Consider the following 17443-nt stretch of genomic DNA (forward strand, 5'->3'; position numbering starts at 1 on the left):
GACATGAACAGCACTGAAATTAGCCCAGCCGCCGCGCACAATCCAGTATAAAGAATGCCGCGCCTTTCCGTCAGGCCGCTATGTTCAAACGCTCGATAAAAATGTATTTTATATACATCATATAAATCACTTTGCTTGCCCAGCCAGAGGAGCCCCTTATGGAGCAGCAGCTGCTTTGCTATAAAACCCTGCCGGAATGGAACAGCGACACGCTGCCGGAGGCCTTCCGCCAGCGCCACAACACCCAGAGCGGCACCTGGGCGAAGCTCACCGTACTGAGCGGCAGCCTGACGTTCGCCATGATGACCGAGGACGGCGCCACCACCGAGACCTGGCAGTTCAGCCCCGAAAGCCAGCCGCCGTTTATCGCACCGCAGCAGTGGCATCGCATCGTTTCCTTCTCGGACGATATGACCTGCCGGCTGGCGTTTTACTGCACGGCGGAAGATTACTACCACAAGAAATACGAACTGACGCGCACCCACTCCGAAGTGATCGAGGCGGCGGCGCGCATCGCGCCGGGCAAGGCGCTGGATCTGGGCTGCGGCGGCGGCCGCAATTCGCTCTATCTCAATCTGAAAGGTTTCGACGTCACCGCCTGGGACAAGCACGCGCCGTCGATAGACCGCCTCAATCAGATCATCGACGCCGAGCAGCTGACCCGCCTGAGCGCCGGAGTGCAGGATCTCAATACCCACCGCTTCAGCGGCGAATACGACTTCATCCTGTCCACCGTGGTGATGATGTTTCTCGAACGCCAGCAAATTCCGCCTATCGTGCAAAACATGCAGGACAGCACCGTTCGCGGCGGCCATAACCTGATCGTGGCGGCGATGGATAGCGAGGATTATCCCTGCCCGCTGCCGTTTCCGTTTACCTTCAGCCCGGGTGAGCTGAAGCATTATTATCGCGACTGGGAGATCCTCAAATACAACGAGGACGTCGGCCAGCTGCACAAGACCGACGCCGCCGGCAACCGTATCTCGCTGCGCTTCGCCACCCTGCTGGCGCGCAAGCTATAGCGCGTCGTGAAAGATCACCCCCAGCGTGTGGCGTTGGCCGGAACGTACCCGGCTGACGCCGTGGCGCAGATTGACCCGATAATAGCCTTTAGCCCCCGCCATCGGGCGATGATGCACGGCGAACACCACCGCGTCGCCCTGCTGTAGCGGCACCACCTCCGGCCGGCTCTGCATCCGCGGCCGCTGTTCGGTCAACACGAATTCGCCGCCGGTGAAGTCCCGTTCGGGTGCGGAGAGCAAAAACGCCACCTGCAGCGGAAACACCCGCTCGCCGTACAGATCCTGATGCAGGCAGTTGTAATCCCCCGCTTCGTAACGCAATAGCAGCGGCGTCGGCCGCCGTTGGCCGGCCCGGTGGCATTCGGCCAGGTAGGCTTCGTGTTCGGCGGGATAGCGCGCCGCCAGGCCCAATAAGGTATTCCAGCGGTTGGCCACCGGCGCCAGCCGCGCATACATCAGGCTGCGCGCCTCGGCCACCGGAAGCGGCAGCGGATAGGCGAAATAGCGGTACTCGCCGCGGCCAAAACCGTGCTGCGCCATCACGACACGGCTGCGGAAGTGCGCATCGTGCGGGTAGAGCGCCGCCAGCTCGCGGCACAGGTCTTGGCTGAGCACGCCAGGCAACCGCGCACAGCCCTGCGCATCGAGTTCGCGTTCAATCGCCGCCCAGTCCAATTCGTCCAGCCGCGCCGCCAGCGAGCGGCTCATCGCTGCGCCTCTTTTTCCAGCAAGGCTTTCTTGCGCTCGACGCCCCAGCGATAGCCGGACAAAGCGCCGTCGTTGCGCACCACCCGGTGACAGGGGATCGCCACCGCCAGCACGTTGGCGGCGCAGGCGCCGGCCACCGCGCGCACCGCTTTGGGCGCGCCGATGCGCCGGGCGATGTCGGCATAGCTGACAGTTTCGCCGACCGGTATCGTCTGCAGCGCTTGCCAGACCCGCTGTTGAAACGCGGTGCCGCGAATATCCAGCGGCAGCGCCAACCCGTTCTCCGGCGCTTCAATCAACCCCACCACCTGCGCCATCAGCGCTTCATACTGCGCATCGCCGCCGATCAGCTCGGCATTAGGGAACTTGTCCTGCAGATCCTGCACCAACCGCTGCGCATCGTCCCCCAGCAGAATGGCGCAGATGCCCACCTCGCTCTGCGCCGCCAGGATCTCACCCAGCGAACAGCGCCCGACGGCGAAATGGATGCGCATGCCTTTGCCGCCCGCCCGGTAGGCCTTCGGCGTCATGCCCAGCGCGGCGTTGGCTTGCCGGTAGAAGCGGCCGCTGGCGCCATAGCCGGCGTCGAAAATCGCGTCGGTCACCGTCTCCTGCTGCGTCAGACCGGTGCGCAAGCGCTGGCTGCGCTGCGCGTCGGCATAGCCTTTCGGCGTCAGGCCGGTGATCGCTTTGAATAGCCGGTGGAAATGGTATTGGCTCAACCCGACGTGACGCGCCAGCGCCTGCAGCGACGGCGCTTTCTCCGCCCGTTCGATATAGCGGCAGGCCTCGGCTATCTGCCGCGCATGCTGCTCTGTCAACGGCGTCAGCCCCTGGCGGCAGCGTTTGCAGGGCCGATAACCCGCCGCCTCCGCCTGCTCGGCATCGTCGAACAGTTCCACGTTTTGCCGGTTCGGCTGGCGTGACGGGCAAGAAGGCGAGCAATACACGCCGGTGGTTTTCACCGCATAGATAAAGCGGCCGTCGGCGTGTTTATCGCGGCTGACGATCGCCAGCCAGCGCGGGTCGGCGCTGTCGATTACGTTTTTCATCATCCGTTCCTCACTGCGGTTTCGATGTTAACCAGCATAGTGACGGGCCGTTGGCGAAACACGCCGACTCTTGCTTTTTAATTCGGCGCCGACGTTTTCAGCAATGTTTCGACAATTTTTAACCAACAACATGAAGTTTATTACGTTGCCAACCCGGTTGCACAGCGTTAGGATCGCGGCCGGCCACGGGCGTGGCCAGTGTTTTTGCCTGTTAGTTGCGCGCATGGAGAGGTTATTGTGTTAGAGAGTTTTGGCGTCCTGAATTTATGGACCTATTTGGCCGGGGTGATCTTCATTATCATTCTGCCGGGGCCGAATACGCTGTACGTACTGAAAACCGGCGTATCGCGCGGCGTGCGCGCCGGCTACACCGCGGCGCTCGGCGTGTTCATCGGCGATGCGATCCTGATCTTCTGCGCCTATATCGGCGTGGCTTCGCTGATCCGCACCACGCCGTTCCTGTTCACCCTGGTGCGTTTTCTCGGCGCGATTTACCTGCTGTTCCTCGGCGCAAAAATCCTCTACGCCACCTTCGTGCAGAAGGCGCAGGCGCAACAGCAGCAGATTGAAGGCGGCCACAGCATTCTGCGCAAATCGCTGACGCTGAGCCTGACCAACCCGAAAGCTATCTTGTTTTACGTGTCGTTCTTCGTGCAGTTCATCGACTTCAACTACGCGCACACCGGACTGTCGTTCACCATTTTGGCGCTGATCCTCGAAGCCGTCAGCTTTATCTACATGAGCACGCTGATCTTCTCCGGCGCGATGCTGGCGCATTTCTTCAACCACAAGAAAGGCCTGGCGAAGCTCGGCAACGGCCTCATCGGCCTGCTGTTCCTCGGCTTCGCCACCCGTCTGGCAACCCTGAGCTCGTGATCCCTCCCGGCCGGCGCCCGCCGGCCGCGGTTTATCCTTCCGTCACGGCAAAATGACACGCAGGGCAAACCGAATGTCAGGCAGACCAAAGCCGCCGCTTTTCCGCTGATCTAGACTTGCAGGGTTAACGATAACCTGATGAGCCTGATCGGAGGATGTATGTCTGACAATACCGTAGCCGTGCTGGATAGCGTGTCGCGTTTTCTCGATCGTCAGCATGGGCTGTATATCGACGGCCAGTGGCGCGCGTCCGCCGCGGAAGGCCGCCTGGCGGTGTATAACCCCGCCAATGGGCAGCAGATCGCCACCACCGCCGACGCCAACGAACACGACGTCGCGCTGGCGGTGCAGTCCGCACACAAAGCCTTCAGCGAAGGCGTCTGGGCGCAGCGTCTGCCGGTAGAGCGCGAGCGCATCCTGCTGCGCTTCGCCGATCTGGTGGAACAGCACGCCGAGGAGCTGGCGCAGCTGGAAACCCTGGAACAGGGCAAGTCCATCAACATCGCCCGCGCCTTCGAAGTCGGCAGCACCCTGAACTGGATGCGCTACACCGCCGGGCTGGCGACCAAAATCACCGGCCAGACGCTGGACGTCTCCATTCCGATGCCGCCGGGCGCCAAATATCAGGTTTATACCCGTAAAGAGCCGATCGGCGTGGTCGCCGGCATCGTGCCCTGGAACTTCCCGCTGATGATCGGCATGTGGAAAGTGATGCCGGCGCTGGCGGCGGGCTGCTCCATCGTCATCAAACCGTCGGAAACCACCCCGCTCACCCTGCTGCGCATCGCCGAACTGGCGAGCGAAGCCGGCGTGCCGCCGGGCGTGTTCAACGTGGTCACCGGCCGCGGTACCGTGTGCGGCAAGGCGCTGACCGAACATCCGCTGATCGCCAAAGTCAGCTTTACCGGCTCCACGCCGGTGGGCAAAAGTATCGCGCGCGCGGCGGCGAATCGCCTGACCCGCGTGACGCTGGAGCTGGGCGGCAAAAACCCGGCCATCGTGCTGAAAGATGCCGATCCGCAGCAGGTGATCGAAGGCCTGATGCTCGGCAGCTTCCTCAATCAGGGGCAGGTGTGCGCCGCCAGCTCGCGAATTTATATTGAAGCGCCGATTTATGACCAGCTGGTGGCCGGTTTCGAACAGGCGGTGAAATCGCTGTCGGTCGGGCCGGGGATGGATACCGGCGCGCAAATCAACCCGCTGGTGTCGCTCGCGCACCGCGACAAGGTGGCGGCCTACCTGGACGACGCCCGGGCGAAAAACGCCGAGCTTATCGGCGGCGCGGCCGGGCCGGATGCCAACGGCTTCTACATTCCGCCAACGCTGGTGATCAACCCGGACGATCGGCTGAACCTGACGCGCGAGGAAGTGTTCGGCCCGGTGGTCAACCTGATTCGGGTGGCGAGCGCCGAGGAGGCACTGAGCAAGGCCAACGACACCGACTTCGGGCTGACCGCCAGCCTGTGGACCACCAGCCTGCAGCAGGCGATGGCGCTGACGCCGCGCATTCATGCCGGCACCGTGTGGGTCAACACCCATACGCTGATCGACCCGAACATGCCGTTCGGCGGGTTCAAACAGTCGGGCAGCGGCCGTGATTTCGGCCCGGATTGGCTGGACGCTTACACTGAGTCGAAATCGGTCTGCATCCGCTATTGAGTGAAGCGGCGCGGGCCCGGCCCGCGCCCTGGCTTACTGATACTGCCGACGGTACTCGCTCGGCGACATGCCGAAACGCTGCTTGAAAGCGGTCGAGAAATGGCTGTGATCGGCAAACCCCCAGTCGAGGCCGACTCCGGCCAGCTTCTCCTGCCCGGCGGCGCTGCGCAGCGCCTGCGCGCACAGATCCAGCCGGCGGTTCCTGATGTACTGCGCCACCACCAGCCCCTGACGGGCGAACAGCCGATACAGGCTGCGCAGCGACACCCCCAACTCGGCCGCCACCCATTCCGGGCGCAGCTGCGGCGACTGAATATGCCTGTCGATCAACGCCAGTGCCTTGTCGAAAACCGGCTGTTGCCCCTCCGGGCGCGCCTGTTCGAGCGCCAGCGCCGGGCGCAGCAGCGCCGCCAGCGCATTCAGCACCGCCTCGCTTTCCGCCGCGGCGAGTTGAGGATCCTGCATGCTGCTCAGCACCAGCTGGCGGCTGAGGCGCACCGCGCTGAGCTCTGCTCCGAGACGCTGGGCACAAGGCGGCGGCACCGGCAGGCAGCCGCGCGGCAACAGCAGGGAGATTTGGCGCGAATCGCGCTGGAAGGTGAAGCTGCTGGGCCGTGAGGCGTCGATCAGCGTGATGTCGCCGGGAGAGAGCACCGTCTGGCTCTCGCCCTGCTCCATCAACGCGCTGCCGCGCAGCTGGAAGACGGTGAAAAAGTGCGCGCCGTCGCTGCGGGCGATCTCGCGCGGCGTGCGGTACAGCCGGGCTTGAGACACGTCGACCACGCTCAGGCGCAGCGCATGGGCGCGGAATTCCTGCATCGCCCCGCTGAAGCCCGGCCCCAGCGTTTTTGCGCAGAATCTGCCGCAGGCGGTGTTGATTTTCCCCAGCCACTCTTCGAAGCCGACGTCCCGGAGCGTTGCCAATGCCGTCATGATCTCTCCCTTCAAACAGCAGCGGTGCTGCGCCGTTGAACAGAAAACCACCATAACAATCCGTTAACACACAATCAATGGCGAGCCGGGGATTTGGCGCCGCGATCACAGATCATCGGGCGCCGGAGGAGGAATCGCCTTAAGGCTGCGTATCCAACAGATGCCGCACCACCGCCGCGTACTCTTTGGCGTAGCCTTCAACGCTGGTGCTGGCCATGCCGGCATTGTCTATCTTGTATTTGCCGGCTACGTAGAACGACGGGGTGCCGCGCACCTCGAACGCCTTCACCGCTTCGTTCTGCTTGGCGATCAACCCTTTGACCAGCAGGCTGTGGCGCGCGTTTTCATAGGTGGCGGCATCGATGCCGGCCGCCGTGAACACCCGCTGAATATCTTCGGCGCTATTGACGGCGCGCTGTTTCTGCACCGCGTCGAACATCGCCCCTTCAATCTTGTCTTCCACGCCCAGCACCGTCGCCACCGCCCAGGCTTCGGTCAGCTCATTGCCCAATTTGCCCATCAGGCTGACGTGATACCTGGTGACTTTCTCACCGGCGGGCAGCGCCTGCGCCACGGTGCTGCCTACCCGGTAGGTCTCGGCGAACTGATAGCAAGGGCCGCAGTAGAAGGAGAAGAACTCCACCACCGCCGGCGCGGCGGCTACCGGCTTATCCAGCCGGGTGTATTGCTCGCCCGCACGGTAATCCGCGGCCTGAACCGCGGGCAGCGCCAACATCAATACGACGGCGGCGGCGAACGAACGCTTAACGTTTGCCAACATAAACACTCCTGGTTTCGATTATGAACATCGTCCTTAGCGGCGGTTTTTATAATCAAATAACCGGCAGAAGGCCAGTTTTTATTACCTTCTGTTTATGTGGGATTCAGTCAGCGCCCTTCGTAACCGTCCCAGTAGGCGCCCACCGCTTCCTGCGACAGCACCTGGCGACGCTTAGGATTGTCGGAGCCGCTGTAGGCGCGATTGATGAAAATGGTCTTGTGTTCCATGTTCTGCTGGAATTCCGGGCTGGCCAGGTAGTCGGCCTTTTTCTGCGCCTCGCTGCGCGCCACGCCCGCCGCGCGATCCTTTTTCCCCTGCTGGTAGAACTGTTCAAACATCGGCACGGCGTTTTTAATGCTGCCGTTCACATCGGTGCGGAATTGCGGATCGAAGTCGTCGCGCGTTTGATAAACGTAATGCTTGGCATGCCGCTCCGCGCTGCTGAGGTGGTGGGTGCAGGCGCTGAGCGCCAACAGCGGCAACAACAGCGCCGCGCTTTTCAGTCTTTTCATGTCGTCTGTCCCTGTCAGTGAGGAAGGTTCCTTTAGCGCCAAGAGCATAGCGCCGGCCCCCGGTGAACGTCAAACGACAAATCGCGCATCACATTGTTTTATATTAATATTATATACATTGATTGGTATTCATTGCCTGAAACACTATGCTTTAACAGACAGGGTAAACACTCACCGACAGCGAGGCGGCCAATGAAACCGATCGACAAAAACGTGGGGGAGTACGACCTCACGGCGGAAAAAAAAGCGGGCATGATCACCGGCACTATCCGCGGAGAACTGCCGGACAGCGACGCCAATCTGCCGCTGCTGCCCTTCTCCGGCACCTTCGCCGGCCCGAGCGTGGCCGAAGCCATCGCCGATATTCAGCAGCAGTTCCCCGACATCGAACCGGCGATTATCGACGACCTGCGCGAGGAACTGCTGAAGGCCGGTTTCTAAACCGGATCGCGGTGGCGCACGAACGGGCTATAGACCGGCGCACCGGGCTTCAGCGCCAGATCGGCGTCAAAATCGTCATTGCGGTTGAACCGCACCGCCGGCCAGGCGGCAAGATCGCCTAAGCCAGCCCGATACGCCTGCGTCACCTGCGCCAAAGCGGCGTTCTGCGCCTGCAGCGCCTCGCCCGCCGCGCACGCCATAAACCAGGAACGGCTCCAGCACGCTAAAGCCGATATAGTGCAGCGCATGCATGATCGGCCACAGCATCAGCCGCATATCGCCGTCGCGCCCGTTCGGCGCGCAGGCCTGAGCGGAGGCGCCGGCGGTGACGGTCAGCAGCGCCCGTTTGCCGCGCATCACGCCGTTTTCATGGCGGTGGCGACTGTCGTAGATCCCGCCGTAAACGAACACCCGATCCATCCAGCCCTTGATGATGGCCGGCGCGCCGAACCACCAGAAAGGGAACTGCAGCACCAGCGTATCCGCCCAGCGCAGCAGCTCGATATGCCGCCGGATCTCCGCCGGCAGCGCCTGAGTCGTCCAGTGATGGCGCTGCTCCTGCATCGCATCAAATCTGTCCGCCTGCTTTCTGCTGGGGTAATGGTCTGCGCCTTCACGCGGATCAAACCCCTCCTGATACAGATCAACCGTCTTCACCTGGTGCCCCTGCGCCAGCCAGGCCTGCCGCGCCTGTTCGGCCAAATGGGCATTGAAAGAATGCGGCTCGGGGTGAGCCAGCACAATCAGCACGTTCATCCTGTGTCTCCCGCTGTAAGGTGGTGCTGCTATGCTGTGGCTTTATCGCACCCTTGGCAATTACGCACCTGAAGGTAACCCCCCATGGCCTATCCCGGCGACGTCTATTCGAGTAAATGCTCCGCGCGCGATGCGCTGGCGCTGATTTCCGGCAAGTGGGTGATGCTGATCCTGCCCGCGCTGGCGCAGCGGCCGATGCGCAACGGCGAACTGCTGCGCCGCATCGACGGCATTTCACAGAAGGTGCTGACGCAAACGCTGCGCCAGTTGGAACGCAACGGGCTGCTCGAACGCTTGGATTTAAGTGAAAGGAATCAGGCGCATGTGGAATACCGGCTCAGCGTCGTCGCCTGCTCGCTGGTCGAGACGCTGACGGCACTCGACAGGTGGGCGGAATACCATTTCCCCGAGTTGGACGCCGCCCGCGAGCGCTATGATGCAGACCGCAAGCGCGCGGCCGATTAAAGCGGTTTGCCTGGCAACGCGTGGCGCACAGAATGCGCAGGTGAGACGCTTGTTCCCCGTCGCGCCATCCGTTATCTATAGTTAAATCAATTCGCCGGTAACGGCCCACTCCACCTGAGGATCTTGCCTTGACGTTTTTAAAACACCCTATCGCCGGATTGGTGCTGGCTGGCTGCGGCCTGTTGTCGGCGGGCGGCGCGCTGGCCGCTTCCGATGCGCTGGTGTACTGCACCGTCGCCTCGCCGGAATCGTTCAACCCGCAGCTCGCCAGCTCCGGGCCGACCTTTATCGCCACCTCGCAGGTGCTGTACAACCGCTTGGTGACGCTGCGCGAAAGCGATAAAACCCCCGCCCCTTCGCTGGCCACCGAGTGGAGCGTCAGCCCGGACGGCAAGACCTACACCTTTACCCTGCGCCAGGGCGTGAAATTCAACAGCAACAAATACTTCACCCCAACGCGCGACTTCAACGCCGAAGACGTGGTGTTCACCGTGATGCGGCAGAAAGACCCCGCTAATCCGTATCACAAGGTCTCCGGCGGCAACTATGAATACTTCACCGACATGGGCCTGAACAAGCTGATCGCCAAGGTGGAGGCGGTGGACGAGCATCACGTGCGCTTCACGCTGAGCCAGCCCAACGCCGCCTTCGTCGCCGACTGGGCGATGGATTTCGCCTCGATCCTGTCCGCCGAGTACGCCGACGCGATGCTGAAAAAGGGCACGCCGGAATACGTCGACAACTGGCCGATCGGCACCGGTCCGTTCGCGCTGCAGCAGTACAAACAGGATTCGCTGATCCGCTACATCGCCAATCCGCACTACTGGCAGGGCGAAGTGGCCAGCAAGCACCTGATCTTCTCGATTACGCCTGATCCGCAAACCCGGCTGGCCAAACTGAAAACCAATGAATGCCAGATTATCCCCGCGCCGCTGCCGGAACAGTTCGCCGCCATCAAGGCCGACGGCAACCTGCAGCTGCACGACATCACCGGGCTGAACGTCGGCTATCTGGCGTTCAACACCCAGAAAAAGCCGTTCGACAACCTGCTGGTGCGCCAGGCGCTGAGCTATGCGGTGGACAAGAAAGCGATCGTCGCCGCGGTGTTCAAAGACAGCGGCACGCCGGCCAACTCGCTGCTGCCGCCGGGCATGCTGGGCTACAACGATCAACTGCCGGAATACGCCTACGATCCGCAGAAGGCGCGCGAGCTGCTGAAGCAGGCCGGGCTGGAGCAGGGCTTTGAGACCGATATCTGGTCGATGCCGGTACAGCGCCCCTACAATCCGAACTCGAAGCGCATCGCCGAGATGATCCAGAGCGACTGGGCGAAGGTGGGCGTGAAGGCCAAGATCGTCACCTGGGAGTGGGGCCAGTATCTGGCAGGGCTGCGCAAAGGCGAACAGCAGAGCGCGCTGTACGGTTGGGTGTCGGACAACGGCGATCCGGACAACTTCGCCACCCTGCTCGGCTGCGCCGGGGTGCAGAGCGGCGCCAACGTGGCGCGCTGGTGCGATAAGGATTATGACCGGCTGATCCAGCAGGCGATTCTGGAGAACCAGCCACAGGCGCGCGCCAAGCTGTATCAACAGGCGCAGGTGATCTTCGCCAAACAGGCGCCGTGGCTGCCGCTGGCCACCGGCAAAGTGTTCTACGCCACCCGCAGCAACCTGAGCGGCTATGTGGTGGACGTGAACGGCAACGATTTCGCCAAGGCCAAATTGAACTGATCCCGGGCGCCGCGGCGAGGGCTGCGGCGCTACCCGCCTCATCGCTTAATAAGCTGCCAGCCTCTGAATCTATCGTCCATTAGCTTCACAACTTACGATGCCAACTGCCTCCTCTGCCGCCAAACACTTAGCCCACTAAATTCATAGCTTAACAAGCGGTTTAACCCCTGGCATTTTGCTTAAACTGCACACGGGCGCTTTCCTCACCTGTAACATTTCGTTACCATCGGCGCACAGACCCTTTAACATCAAAAGGCAACCCGGTGCAGAACACCTACATGCCGTGGCAAATTCGCCTGCACTGGCTGGTGGCGATCCTGCTGGTCATCACCTGCGTCACCATCGAGCTGCGCGGCTTTGCCGAACCGGGCAGCGCCCCCTGGTACGTGCTGGTTGTCACCCACTTCAGCTGCGGCGTAACGGTGTTTGCGCTGATGATCGCCCGCCTGTTCCTGCGCTGGCGCCACCCTTCGCCCGCCATCGCGCCCAAACCGCCTAAGTGGCAAACCGGCCTGGCGCACCTGACGCACACCCTGATTTACCTGCTGCTGTTGACGCTGCCGGTGCTGGGGGTGTATTCGCGCTATCTGGGCGGCAAGGAGTGGTATCTGTTCGGCCTGCCGATGCCGTTCGCCGACGTGGCCGATCGGCCGCAGGCGCGGATGATTATCGGCTGGCACAAAACGCTGGCGTCATTCGGCTACTGGCTGATCGGCCTGCATGCCGCCGCCGCGCTGTTTCACCACTACATCGTCAAGGACAATGCGCTGGTGCGCATGCTGCCGTTGATGAAAAAGCGCTGAATAATTTGGCGCCAGGGATGAATTTTCGGGCCACGCCCGCTGACAGGGAATGACATGCAAACCCAATTTTTTAATGTGACCGTCGAACAATGTGCCTGCCAACAGACGGCGCCCGACAACCTGGTGAGGATCATCGCCGCTGGCCAAACGTTCTTTTTTTACCGTGACGACTTCAGCGACAGCGAAAATCTGCTGGCCACGCTCGCCGCCGGCGATCGGGTGAAGATTGGCGCCCATCGCCTGCAGGACGGCAGCTACTGGCTGCACTGGCTGCTGCACGAGACAAAAGGCCGGCTGGAGCCCGACAGAACGCTGAAATACAAGCTGAAATACTTCGCCCTGCTGGTGCTGGGCGCGGCGCTGGCCGGCGGTTTTCCGGCAGCCTTTTTCATCATGGACGGGGAAGATTCCTGGTTGACCATCGTTCTGTTCTTTATCGCCATCATCGCCGGCCTTGTCGGCATCGGCATGGTGCTGTTCGTCGGTTCTGAGCTGCTGCTGATCGGGCATCGCGGCCGCAGGCGCCTGCTCAAGGCGCTGGATCGCGTGCTGCAGGGGCAAGACGTCACGCCGCCCGGATCGCTCAGCCTGAAAATCCCCGGCATCAGATACCGCGCCGTCAGTGCAGACGCCGCGTCAGTGCCCACAACGCAACAAACCGAGTTTCCCCTCCCTGACGGCGTCGAGGCCTCCGGCATCGAGACGGTCAACGCCCTGAGCTACGAACTCCGCCACTATGAGATCCCGCGGCAGGTGCAGTATTTGGACACCTATGCGTGGCGCCAGAAGGAGACGCACTTCGCGTTGACGACCCGTGCGCTCAACGTCCCCAATACCAAACTGCATCCGGTATTTCGTCGGCAACATCCGCTTTTCATCGCCAAAGGCGATCCGCTGCAGGTGCTGTATTGCGAGAACGACACCGTCCCCGAGTTGCCTACGGTGCGTGGGATCATCAACCACCGCGATCGCCAGACCTACCTCATCGGCGGCCGCCGCTACTTCACCGAATCCGGCCTTAACCTGTGCGCGCGCGTTGTCTTCATTCTCGGCGCGATCGTGACGTGCTTTGTGCTCGGCCTGGCGGTGGCGGATAACGCCGATACCCCGGCGGGCTTTTACCTGGATGCCTGGACCCTGCAGCGTCTCGGCAGCGAATTGCCACCGATTCTTCTCTTAATGATGCTGATGGTCAGCGGCCTGGCGCTGTTGATCGAGAGCTTCGCCCAGATCTGCCGCCTTTACTCTTTTGACCAGCACCGCACGTTTAAAACGTTTAAATACCTGCGCAATCTGCGCCGCAGGTTATGGCGGCAGGATCAGGTGACGGAGCTGAAATGATGACGTTAGCGCTTTATAAAAGACCCCTTATTATCCTGACGCTGTTTTTGGCCAGCGCGTTGGGCGTCTATTTCCTCGCCCCTGAACAACGCTATGCGCAGTGGCAATGGACCCAGAGCGACGAAGCATTGCCGACGATAGCCCAGTACGATCTCATCCACAGCTACCCGGCGCAGGACGGCGCCCTGCTGCTCATCAGCAAAAGGAGTGAGCGCGGGGCCTACAATAGCTTTTACGGCTGGGCGGCCAACTATCTCAGCCAGGTGTTGTTCAGCGGCCCGCAGGGATTGCAGATGCTGGGGGAACTCGACGAGTCTATCCACGATGCGGTTTGCGGCGGGCAGGAGTGCGTGCTTTTTCTGTCCAAGGGGCGCCGGCAGGTCGATGTGAAACAGGGCACCATCGGGGCGCTGATCCCTTGGCCGGAGGGCGACGACAACCGGCCTTCCTTTATCGGCGGCAAACTGGTGGCGCTGCCGGGTAAACGCGCGCTGTGTCTCATCAGCACCGAAGGCGTATTCTACAGCCCGGACTTTGGCGCCCATTGGCGGCAAACGCTGGATCTGCCGGCGCTGTTGGAAGCGCGACAGCTGCTGGGTTTTGAGCGCGGCGAGGAGGACTCACCGACGGCTTACGCCTCCGGCAAGCGCAAATCCATACCCGAGATCTTTACCGCCGTTGACGGCGATCGCGTGCTGTTCTGGATGAATCCGGTGCTCGGCTCCGGCGCCTTGCACATCGCCGTTAACGGCAAAACCGGCGAGGTGGCCGAACCGCATTGGCTCACGGTGCGCGTGACGGAAAGCGCGCAGGCCCCGGATGGCGGCATCTACCTGATCGCACAGACGCTGGAAAGAGGGCTGTATCAGCTCCTGCGTTATCAATCCGACGGGCAGTTGAAGGTGCTGCTGGAGACCGGCGATAAATCGCTGTATCAGCTGTGGGCAGGCAACGACAAGCTGGTCGCCCAAACGGATAACGGCGATGCGCGCCTTTCGCTGATTTTCGATCTGCGCTCATCCGACGTGCGCTACCGCCAGCCGTTGGAGTACCGCTACAACGGGCGCGACGACGCACGCCAAACCGTGATCGAACCGGAAAGCCACTATGGCGATGACGGGGAGCCCCCGGCGCTGCCCTACTTCGTTCGCTACCGTTCCACCACGCCGTGAACATGAGGAACTTGCCATGCTGTTAGGTTATGGCGCCGGCGTTGCAGGGCTGGTGGCGCTGTTGTTGGCGCTGCTGCTCGCCGGCATCCTGCTCGCCTGGTGGGGCTGGCGCTACGCTTCTGCCCGCTGCGGCCGCCCACGCCCGCCGCTTTCCTGGGGCGGCTATCTGCTGGCCTCGGCGCTGGCGATCTACCCGGTGGCGTTCGTGCTGATGCTGATCGACATCGCCATCCAGGATCTCAAGAGCCAACGGGCGGAAGAACGCTGGAATCGGCGCAGCTACCTGACGCTCGACGAAGCCAAACCGTTCGGTGAAATCACGCTGACGAAAGGCAGCTGGGTAAACCGGCAGGAACCGCGCCTGCCCGGCACCGAAGACAGCCCCATCACGATGGACGGCGTGACCGCCGTGCGTTTTCCTCGGCCGCAGAGCGTGGCCGGCGTGCCGATCATTGCCTTCGAGGTTTTACCGCCGGTAATGGAGCTGGCGAGCGCGCACACCTTTACCCGCCCGAGCGGCCAAAGGGTGCACTGCGAAGCGGGTTGGCTGGTCTCTTTCTCTTTACCGCCGGATAAGCCGGCCCCGCAGTGGGAAGAGTGGCAGGCCGGGCTGCCTGCGGCGGCGTTTCGGCCCAGCGACTGGATCTTTAGGGAGTGCTTCCCCGGCAGCCCGATCGCCGTGCTGACCTTGCACAACGGCGAAGTCAGGGTGCTGCCTTAAGCCTTACGCCGTGGCGTTAGGCAAGCGCACGGTCACGCGGTTATTGGCCGTGGGCAGCCGCAGCGGCGCGTCCTGCCAGCTTACTGCGATAACCAATACCGGCGGCGCCGCTACGCGCGGCGCACGCCCGTCGGGCCCCACGCTGTAGGCATCCCATTCAATCACGAATACGCCGCCGTCTTGCGGCTCGACCCGCTCGACAAAAAAGGTGGTGTCCGAACCGCGCCCGCCCGCCGGTTTGTGCGCGTAGGAGAGCAGGCTGAACCACTCGCCGGCGAAGTAGAGATGGTACAGACCGTCGACGATATGTTCGCCGCGGAACTGGCAGCCGCCGACGCTCAAGCCGTCGCCCGTCGGCGCTTCCGCCACGCGTTCGAGATCGCACACCAAGCGATCGGTCGGCCGGTTATCCAGCAACAGCTCATAAGGCGGCGCGTGCAGCAGCGCGGCAGGATCGTCCGCATGGCGCAAATCCGCCGGTAACGTCGAGCGCGCCGCCAGCGCGCGGCCACTGGGCAAGGCGATCTCCAGACGATCCGCCGGATCCTCTGCCCACTGCGGCACCCACAGACCGCGCACCTGACGCAGCGGCGTGGCCGCCGCCTGCCGACAGCTCGCCCGCAGCCGCGCCAGCGCCTCGGCGGAACCGCCGGCCACTGCTTCCAGCTCGCGATCGGTCAGCGCAGGCAGCGCGTACATCGCCCGGGCGGCAGGTTCGTACACCGTCAGCCCCTCACCCTCGCGGCTGCGGGTCGGGATCAGGCGCAACCTGCCGCCGTCCACGTCCTGCGGCGCCGCACAGGCGCCATGCACAATCGCTCCGTCGCGCAGCAGCAGCGTCCAAAAACTGGGGCCGCCCATGCCCAGCTCCCCCACGCCGCCAATCTGCCGGTCGCTGTCGCCGGCGTGCGCCATTTCAATCGGCTGCGAACGCCAGTCGGTCTTGCGCCACTCTGCGGCCTCCTCGGGGTCTTGCGCGCCTTTAGCGGCGTATTTCGCCCATTGCAGCACGGCGAACAGCGCGATGCACAGCACGCCGAAAACCAGGTGATCCTGCCAAATCAACAACCAACCGACGATCAAAAGGGCCCAGGCGGCCATGGCGATATCCTTTTCCACGAGAAAACCGCCTGATTCTAGCGCAGGCGGTTAGCGGGGTTGAAGCCTATGCCATGAATAATTAGCCGTTAAATAGAAAGGCAATAATTTCAGCGTTATTTCTGTGACCATAAAGATCACATAAATAACGCTTCACTGAGTGATTTTAACGTAGAAAAGATAACTCTCTGTATCTCAATACAATATTTAAATCCATATTAAAAACCGAAGAATTAAAACGGGAAAAAATCGCAATAATTTGTGCATATTCTAAACATTGACTATGTTTAGACATACTCTTTATATGCAGGTAAACATACTGAAAAACAAAAGAGCAAGGCTCTCAAGATAATTAAACCAACCTCGCGCACCGCGTGGGTGAAACACTCTTTACTATAAAAATTCCGAGGATATTTGATCTCCACGGAACGAGTAACTTTGCGTTTTATCAGGCCAATAGGCTACACACCGCAATTAATATCATTATTAGCATTCCGGAGAGCGACAATGAAAATCGTTACAGGCATTATCCTTACCTCTGTGGCCGCCTTCAGCGGCGCGGCTTACGCGGCCGATGCGCAGCCTACCACCGGTAACGCGGAAGTGACGCTGGAACACGTGCATGCCGTGATTGAAAACGGCAGCCCGGCGCCGCAGCACGACGCCGCCTGCAAAAAAGAACTTTCCATGCCGGAATCGAAATATATGGGCATGAAGGTCAAAACCGATTACACCATCAACAGCAGCACCATGATGATGTCGGCCAAATCGATGTTCCCATCGCCAAACGATAAACAGCCGATGGAACTGACGGTCGATCTCTCCGCGCTAGGCCTGGCGGATGTGTATGCCTTCGGCGCCTTTAAACCGGCCGCGCTGCCGCAGGCGTATATTTATTTCACCATCGACAAGGATTTTAAAAATCCGGTCAGCACCTTTATGGTCATTAACCAAGGCAAGCAATATAACTGCGTGATCTCCAGCTCGAATAAAATGATGAGTGAAGAAATGCGCGGCAAGATGATGAAGAAACAGTAACGGAATGAAAAACGGCGCTTCCCTTAACAGGAAGCGCCGTCAGCAAAGCATTAAATCAGACCAGGATTATATTTCTGATTGAATTTCTCTTCCGATTGGAACAGATAAATAATGCCTTCGATAAAGCCGACAATCGCCGGGATCCCCGTCCAGCAGAACAGCAGGTAGAACAGCCCCCACCACTTCATCCCCAGGTAAAACTTGTGAATGCCCAGCCCACCCACTGCCGCTGAATGGCGTAGGCGTCCTCGATGGTGATCTCGGGATGATCGAGCGACAGCGCGCGGATCTGTTCACGACTCTTTTCCGCCTGATGCAGGCGCTGTACGGCGCGG

At 61.3% G+C, this 17443-nt stretch carries 19 protein-coding genes and 1 pseudogene; 11 read left to right on the plus strand and 9 right to left on the minus strand.

All coding sequences use genetic code 11. The features are described 5' to 3' along the window. Positions 1–158: 158 nt before the first annotated feature. On the plus strand, positions 159–1022 hold the full coding sequence (gene tehB / locus ACJ8MK_RS06625; RefSeq protein ID WP_197807290.1) for an SAM-dependent methyltransferase TehB: 864 nt from the start codon (positions 159–161) through the stop codon (positions 1020–1022). Here tehB and ACJ8MK_RS06630 read toward each other — a convergent pair. After that, the gene (locus ACJ8MK_RS06630; RefSeq protein ID WP_442517593.1) at positions 1017–1730 is read right to left on the minus strand and encodes a 2OG-Fe(II) oxygenase; all 714 of its coding nucleotides are present in this window, start codon (positions 1728–1730) and stop codon (positions 1017–1019) included. The two genes, tehB and ACJ8MK_RS06630, sit on opposite strands and share 6 nt — an antisense overlap. Beyond that, entirely contained in the window at positions 1727–2782 is a 1056-nt protein-coding gene (ada, locus tag ACJ8MK_RS06635; protein WP_442517594.1) for a bifunctional DNA-binding transcriptional regulator/O6-methylguanine-DNA methyltransferase Ada, read from the minus strand. Before ada ends, ACJ8MK_RS06630 begins: the two co-directional genes overlap by 4 nt. A 237-nt stretch (positions 2783–3019) precedes the next feature. Between ada and leuE the strand changes: the two genes are divergently transcribed. Together leuE and ACJ8MK_RS06645 are read left to right on the plus strand one after the other, a co-directional pair. Beyond that, positions 3020–3658 (plus strand): leucine efflux protein LeuE, encoded by a 639-nt coding sequence (gene leuE, locus ACJ8MK_RS06640; protein WP_342134388.1) that lies wholly within the window; start codon positions 3020–3022, stop codon positions 3656–3658. 159 nt (positions 3659–3817) lie between these two features. Then, on the plus strand, positions 3818–5317 hold the full coding sequence (locus ACJ8MK_RS06645) for an aldehyde dehydrogenase family protein (RefSeq protein WP_103798900.1): 1500 nt from the start codon (positions 3818–3820) through the stop codon (positions 5315–5317). Between the two features lie 33 nt (positions 5318–5350). On the opposite strand, the gene feaR is transcribed toward ACJ8MK_RS06645, so the two are convergent. The 3 genes from feaR to ACJ8MK_RS06660 all read right to left on the minus strand — a co-directional run bounded on the left by feaR (position 5351) and on the right by ACJ8MK_RS06660 (position 7543). Then, positions 5351–6250: a transcriptional regulator FeaR gene (gene feaR / locus ACJ8MK_RS06650; protein WP_041033541.1), complete on the minus strand. Its 900-nt coding sequence runs from the start codon at positions 6248–6250 to the stop codon at positions 5351–5353. Between the two features lie 139 nt (positions 6251–6389). Further along, entirely contained in the window at positions 6390–7031 is a 642-nt protein-coding gene (locus ACJ8MK_RS06655; RefSeq protein ID WP_049196452.1) for a DsbA family protein, read from the minus strand. Positions 7032–7138: 107 nt separating this feature from the next. Then, a complete protein-coding gene (locus ACJ8MK_RS06660; protein ID WP_033647394.1) occupies positions 7139–7543 on the minus strand; it encodes an Exc2 family lipoprotein in 405 nt (134 codons plus the stop codon). A 192-nt stretch (positions 7544–7735) separates the two neighbouring features. Between ACJ8MK_RS06660 and ACJ8MK_RS06665 the strand changes: the two genes are divergently transcribed. Continuing rightward, entirely contained in the window at positions 7736–7984 is a 249-nt protein-coding gene (locus tag ACJ8MK_RS06665) for a hypothetical protein (RefSeq protein ID WP_019454278.1), read from the plus strand. A gap of 75 nt (positions 7985–8059) precedes the next feature. Here ACJ8MK_RS06665 and ACJ8MK_RS06670 read toward each other — a convergent pair whose 3' ends face one another. Beyond that, positions 8060–8740, minus strand: a complete 681-nt coding sequence (locus ACJ8MK_RS06670) for an NAD(P)H-dependent oxidoreductase (protein ID WP_442517595.1) — start codon at positions 8738–8740, stop codon at positions 8060–8062. 84 nt (positions 8741–8824) lie between these two features. On the opposite strand from ACJ8MK_RS06670, the gene ACJ8MK_RS06675 reads away from it, so the two are divergent. The 6 genes from ACJ8MK_RS06675 (at position 8825) to ACJ8MK_RS06700 (ending at position 14972) form a co-directional block, all read left to right on the plus strand. After that, positions 8825–9205: a winged helix-turn-helix transcriptional regulator gene (locus ACJ8MK_RS06675; protein WP_033653322.1), complete on the plus strand. Its 381-nt coding sequence runs from the start codon at positions 8825–8827 to the stop codon at positions 9203–9205. 128 nt (positions 9206–9333) lie between these two features. Next, a complete protein-coding gene (locus tag ACJ8MK_RS06680; RefSeq protein WP_442517596.1) occupies positions 9334–10935 on the plus strand; it encodes an ABC transporter substrate-binding protein in 1602 nt (533 codons plus the stop codon). 278 nt (positions 10936–11213) lie between these two features. Continuing rightward, positions 11214–11738: a cytochrome b561 gene (gene cybB, locus ACJ8MK_RS06685; RefSeq protein WP_079656961.1), complete on the plus strand. Its 525-nt coding sequence runs from the start codon at positions 11214–11216 to the stop codon at positions 11736–11738. A gap of 54 nt (positions 11739–11792) precedes the next feature. Continuing rightward, complete coding sequence (locus tag ACJ8MK_RS06690; protein ID WP_442517597.1) at positions 11793–13079, plus strand: hypothetical protein; 1287 nt, start codon at positions 11793–11795, stop codon at positions 13077–13079. After that, positions 13076–14251: a hypothetical protein gene (locus ACJ8MK_RS06695; protein WP_442517598.1), complete on the plus strand. Its 1176-nt coding sequence runs from the start codon at positions 13076–13078 to the stop codon at positions 14249–14251. The genes ACJ8MK_RS06690 and ACJ8MK_RS06695 overlap by 4 nt, the downstream gene beginning before the upstream one ends. A gap of 16 nt (positions 14252–14267) precedes the next feature. Continuing rightward, positions 14268–14972 (plus strand): hypothetical protein, encoded by a 705-nt coding sequence (locus tag ACJ8MK_RS06700; protein ID WP_033653327.1) that lies wholly within the window; start codon positions 14268–14270, stop codon positions 14970–14972. 3 nt (positions 14973–14975) lie between these two features. Here ACJ8MK_RS06700 and ACJ8MK_RS06705 read toward each other — a convergent pair whose 3' ends face one another. Beyond that, entirely contained in the window at positions 14976–16073 is a 1098-nt protein-coding gene (locus tag ACJ8MK_RS06705) for a hypothetical protein (protein ID WP_442517599.1), read from the minus strand. A gap of 504 nt (positions 16074–16577) precedes the next feature. On the opposite strand from ACJ8MK_RS06705, the gene ACJ8MK_RS06710 reads away from it, so the two are divergent. Next, a complete protein-coding gene (locus ACJ8MK_RS06710) occupies positions 16578–17108 on the plus strand; it encodes a hypothetical protein (RefSeq protein ID WP_442517600.1) in 531 nt (176 codons plus the stop codon). Between the two features lie 50 nt (positions 17109–17158). On the opposite strand, the gene ACJ8MK_RS06715 is transcribed toward ACJ8MK_RS06710, so the two are convergent. Continuing rightward, the gene (locus ACJ8MK_RS06715; protein WP_164268409.1) at positions 17159–17296 is read right to left on the minus strand and encodes a TM2 domain-containing protein; all 138 of its coding nucleotides are present in this window, start codon (positions 17294–17296) and stop codon (positions 17159–17161) included. Between the two features lie 29 nt (positions 17297–17325). Continuing rightward, positions 17326–17427, minus strand: a pseudogene (locus ACJ8MK_RS06720) (2-oxo-hept-4-ene-1,7-dioate hydratase); the annotation flags it as partial. Positions 17428–17443 lie beyond the last annotated feature (16 nt).

This window comes from Serratia sp. CY38905 (genome assembly GCF_052168875.1).
In the GTDB taxonomy this organism is placed as follows: Bacteria; Pseudomonadota; Gammaproteobacteria; order Enterobacterales; family Enterobacteriaceae; genus Serratia; species Serratia sarumanii.